The sequence below is a fragment of the Skermanella sp. genome, from assembly GCF_059503625.1.
In genome coordinates this window covers 1-4,401 of record NZ_JCACHA010000033.1, presented here as the reverse complement: position 1 = coordinate 4,401, position 4,401 = coordinate 1, and the positions used below count along the sequence as shown (strand labels likewise).

General features: G+C 64.2%; 3 protein-coding genes. All 3 read right to left on the bottom strand.

Translation table 11 applies throughout. The annotated features are described in order from the left end of the window. The coding region (locus tag AC5JJ6_RS00815) for a succinate--CoA ligase subunit beta (protein ID WP_496040214.1) at positions 1-715 on the bottom strand (715 nt) is incomplete at its 3' end. Between the two features lie 267 nt (positions 716-982). Continuing rightward, complete coding sequence (locus AC5JJ6_RS00810) at positions 983-3,130, bottom strand: acetate--CoA ligase family protein (RefSeq protein ID WP_496040213.1); 2,148 nt, start codon at positions 3,128-3,130, stop codon at positions 983-985. Positions 3,131-3,296: 166 nt separating this feature from the next. Beyond that, a partial coding sequence (gene frc / locus AC5JJ6_RS00805; protein ID WP_496040212.1) for a formyl-CoA transferase occupies positions 3,297-4,401 on the bottom strand: 1,105 nt, incomplete at its 5' end.

Here is a 4,401-nt window from a genome sequence, read left to right as displayed (position 1 = left end):
CCACGTCCTTGTGGCGGAACAGGGCGTTGTCGTCGAAGTTCATCTTGGCGTCGAGGGCGATGATCTCGCCCGCGCCGGTCACGACCAGCGGGTTGATCTCGACCGTCGAGGCGTCCAGCTCGACGAAGGCCTTGTAGGCGGCCATGACGAACTTGACGGCGGCGGCGACCTGCTTGCCTTCCAGGCCGAGGCCGAAGGCGATCTTGCGGGCATGAAAGCCGGAGATGCCGGTGGCGGGATCGACCGCGACCTTCAGGATCTTCTCGGGGTTGTTGTGGGCGACCTCTTCGATCTCCATCCCGCCTTCGGTCGAGGCCATGATGGTGACGCGGGAGGTGGCGCGGTCCAGCAGCAAGCCCAGATACAGCTCGCGCTTGATGTCGCAGCCTTCCTCGATGTAGAGGCGCTTCACTTCCTTGCCGGCGGGTCCGGTCTGCTTGGTCACAAGCACCTGGCCCAGCATTTCGCCGGCATTGGCCGCCACGTCGGCGACCGACTTGACGACGCGGACGCCGCCCTTGCCTTCGGGGTTGTTCTGGAAACGGCCGGCGCCGCGGCCGCCCGCATGGATCTGGGACTTCACGACCCAGACCGGACCGCCCAGCTCGTTTGCGACCTTCTCGGCTTCCGCCGGGCTGAAGGCGACTCCTCCGCGCGGTACGACGACACCGTAGCGCTTGAGCAGGGCCTTGGCCTGATACTCATGGATATTCATTGAGGCCCTCCCTGGGCATTTCACTACGTTCAATCGCCTGAAACCGGTACCTGATCGCCGGTACCTGATCGCCGGTACCTGATCGTAGGTCGGTCTAGAGCGAAGCGGCAGCCGACAAGCCGGCGCGTCTATGTCGGCTGCCGCTTCGCTCTAGACCGACCTACGCAGATTGGCGAGGCTGACCGGTCGGAGCTTCTGAACGCGCTATTATTCTTTGGGTCCGGATCGCGGACAAGATGCCCACGATCCGGAACGTTGGTAAGAGTCTTACAGCAAGCCGGCGGCCCGTGCCCACTTATACTTTGCGCCTAGCACCGCCACCGGCGTTTCGGTGGAGTACGGATAGGCTACGATGCCGTGCTGATAGAGGTAATCCGCAGCTTCCTCGACCTCGACGTCGCCGGCCAAAGACGCCACCACCGGCTTGTCGATGCCCTTGTCGCGCATCTCCTGCACGACTTCGATGATCACCTTGGCGAAGACCATCGGCGGGGTGATGATCGTGTGCCAGTAGCCCAGGATCAGCGAGTGGATGCGCTCGTCCTCCAGACCCAGGCGGACGGTGTTCTGGTAGGTGGTCGGCGGCTCGCCGCCCGTGATGTCCACCGGGTTGCCGGCGGCGCCGAACGGCGGGATGAACTTGCGGAACGCCGCGTCCAGATCGGACGGCATCGCCATCAGGTTCAGGCCGTTGTCGACGCAGGCATCCGACAGCAGCACGCCGGAACCGCCGGCGCCCGTGATGATGACCACGTTCTCGCCCTTGGGGGTCGGCAGGACCGGCACGCCGCGCGCGAACTGGAGGAGATCCTGGAGGGAGCGGGCGCGGATGACGCCGCTCTGCTTGAGCACGTCCTCGTAGATCTTGTCGTTGCCGGCAAGCGCCCCGGTGTGGGAGCTGGCGGCGCGGGCGCCGAGCGAGGTGCGGCCCGCCTTCAGCACGACCACCGGCTTCTTCTTGGAGACCCGCTTGGCGGCGTCGGAGAACGCGCGGCCGTCCTTCAGGTCTTCAAGGTGCATGGCGACGATCTGGGTGTTGTCGTCATGCTCGAAGAAGGTCAGCAGGTCGTCTTCGTCGATATCGGACTTGTTTCCAAGGCCGACGATGGCGGAAACGCCCATCTTGGACGAACGGCTGAAGCCGATGATCGCCATGCCGATGCCGCCGGACTGGGACGACAGCGCCGCCTTGCCCTTGACGTCGAACGGCGTGCAGAACGTCGCGCACAGGTTCATCGGGGTATAGTAGAAGCCGTAAATGTTCGGCCCCATCAGGCGGATGTCGTATTTCCGCGAGATTTCGACCAGCTCGTCCTGGCCCTCGACGTTGCCGGTCTCGGCAAAGCCCGACGGGATCAGGATCGCGCCGGCGATGCCCTTTTCACCGACTTCGGTCAGCGCACCGGCGACGAACTTGGCGGGAATGGCGAAGACGGCGATATCGACGTTGCCGGGGATGTCCTTGACGCTTCGATAGGCCTTGTAGCCCAGGACTTCGTCCAGCTTGGGATGGACCGGGTAGATCTGGCCCTTGTAGCCGCCGTTGATGAGGTTCTTCATCACGGAGTTGCCGATCTTGCCGTTCTCCGGCGACGCACCGATGACCGCGACGCCTTCGGGCTTCATGATGCGGTTCATCTTGTCGAGGATCTGCTCCTCGTTCGGACGATACCGCTGAACCTTGACTTCGAAGTCGAGCACGATGCGGACGTCGGCGGCGGTGGCGCCGTCGGCACGGGCGAATACGGGGTTCAGGTCGAGCTCGACGATTTCCGGCACTTCGTCGACCAGACGGGAAACGTTGACCAGGATGTTCGCCAGCGCTTCGCGGTCCACCGGATCGGAACCACGGACGCCCTTCAGCATTTCGGCGGCCTGGATGCCGTCGAGCATCGACAGCGCGTCTTCGTGGGTGACGGGGGCGAGGCGGAAGGTGATGTCCTTGAGGACTTCGACCAGAATGCCGCCGAGACCGAAGGCGACCAGCTTGCCGAAGCTCGGGTCGGTGACGGCGCCGACGATGACTTCCTGGCCGCCCTTCAGCATCTGCTGAACCTGGATGCCGTGGATGTCGGCCTTGGCGTCGTAGGCCTTGGCGTTGTCGACGATCTTCTGGTAACCGGCGCGGACTTCGTCTGCGCTGTTGACGCCGACCAGCACGCCGCCGGCTTCGGTCTTGTGCAGGATCTGGGGGGAGACGATCTTGAGCACGACCGGGAAGCCCATGCCTTCGGCCATCTTGACGGCTTCGTCGGCGGACTTGGCAAGGCCTTCCTGCGGCACGGGGATGCCGTAGAGGTCGCAGAGTTCCTTGGCTTCCGGAGCGGTCAGGCTGTCGCGGCCTTCGGCCTTCGCCTTGCCGAGCAGACGGCTGACGATTTCCTTGGAGTTTGCTTTATCGATTACCGCAGTCATTGGGGTTTCCTCTTCCGATCAATTTCCGGAGTTTCCCGCTTGGTGCAGGCCCCGCTTGTTGCAGGCAATGGAGGGGCGTTCGCGGAACGGCCGTCGCTCCACAGGGTCGAATTCTTTTTGAAAGTGCGGCGGGGACTTTGGAAGATCCCCGCCGGTTCTAAGGCCCTTACTCGGCAGCGAGCCGCGTGGCCTGCCCGACCGCGCCGGAGTTCTTGATCTCGGCGATCCGGTTGTCGTCGAAACCCAGCACATCGCGCAGGATTTCTTCCGTGTGCTCGCCCAGCAGCGGCGAGCGGGTCACTTCGGTCGGGCTGTCCGACAGCTTGATCGGGTTGCCGACGCTCAGATACTTGCCGCGGGTCGGATGATCGACCTCGACGATCGTGCCGGTGGCGCGCAGCGACTGGTCCTCGGAGATCTCCTTCATGGACAGGATCGGTCCGCAGGGGATGTCGTACTTGTTGAGGATCTCCATGGCCTCGAACTTGGTCTTGGTCATGGTCCACTGCTCGACCGTCGCGAAGATGTCCTTCAGCTTGGGCAGGCGGGCGGCGGGCTTGGCGTATTCCGGATCGGTGATCCATTCCGGCTTGCCGATGACGGTGCAGATCTTCTCCCAGACGGGGGCCTGGGTGATGAAGTAGATATAGGCGTTGGGATCGGTCTCCCAGCCCTTGCACTTCAGGATCCAGCCGGGCTGGCCGCCGCCCGAGGCATTGCCGGCGCGCGGCACGGTGTCGCCGAACTCGCCGTGCGGATACTGCGGGTATTCCTTCAGCGGACCGTGGGCCAGACGCTGCTGGTCGCGCAGCTTGACGCGGCAGAGGTTCAGCACGCCGTCCTGCATGGCCGCCAGCACCTGCTGGCCGCGCCCCGAGGTGTTGCGCTGGTAGAGCGCCGCCACGATGCCGAGCGCCAGATGCAGGCCGGTGCCGCTGTCGCCGATCTGGGCGCCGGTCACCAGCGGCGGGCCGTCGTCGAAGCCCGTGGTGGAGGCAGCACCGCCGGCGCACTGCGCCACGTTCTCATAGACCTTGCAGTCTTCGTAGGGTCCCGGACCGAAGCCCTTGACCGACGCCACGATCATGCGCGGGTTGAGTTCCTGGATGCGCTCCCACGAGAAACCCATCCGCTTCAGGACGCCGGGAGCGAAGTTCTCGACCAGCACGTCGCAGGTCTTGACCAGCTCTTCCAGGACCTTCTTGCCCTCGGCCGACTTGGTGTCGAGCGTGATCGAGCGCTTGTTGTGGTTCAGCATCGTGAAGTAGAGG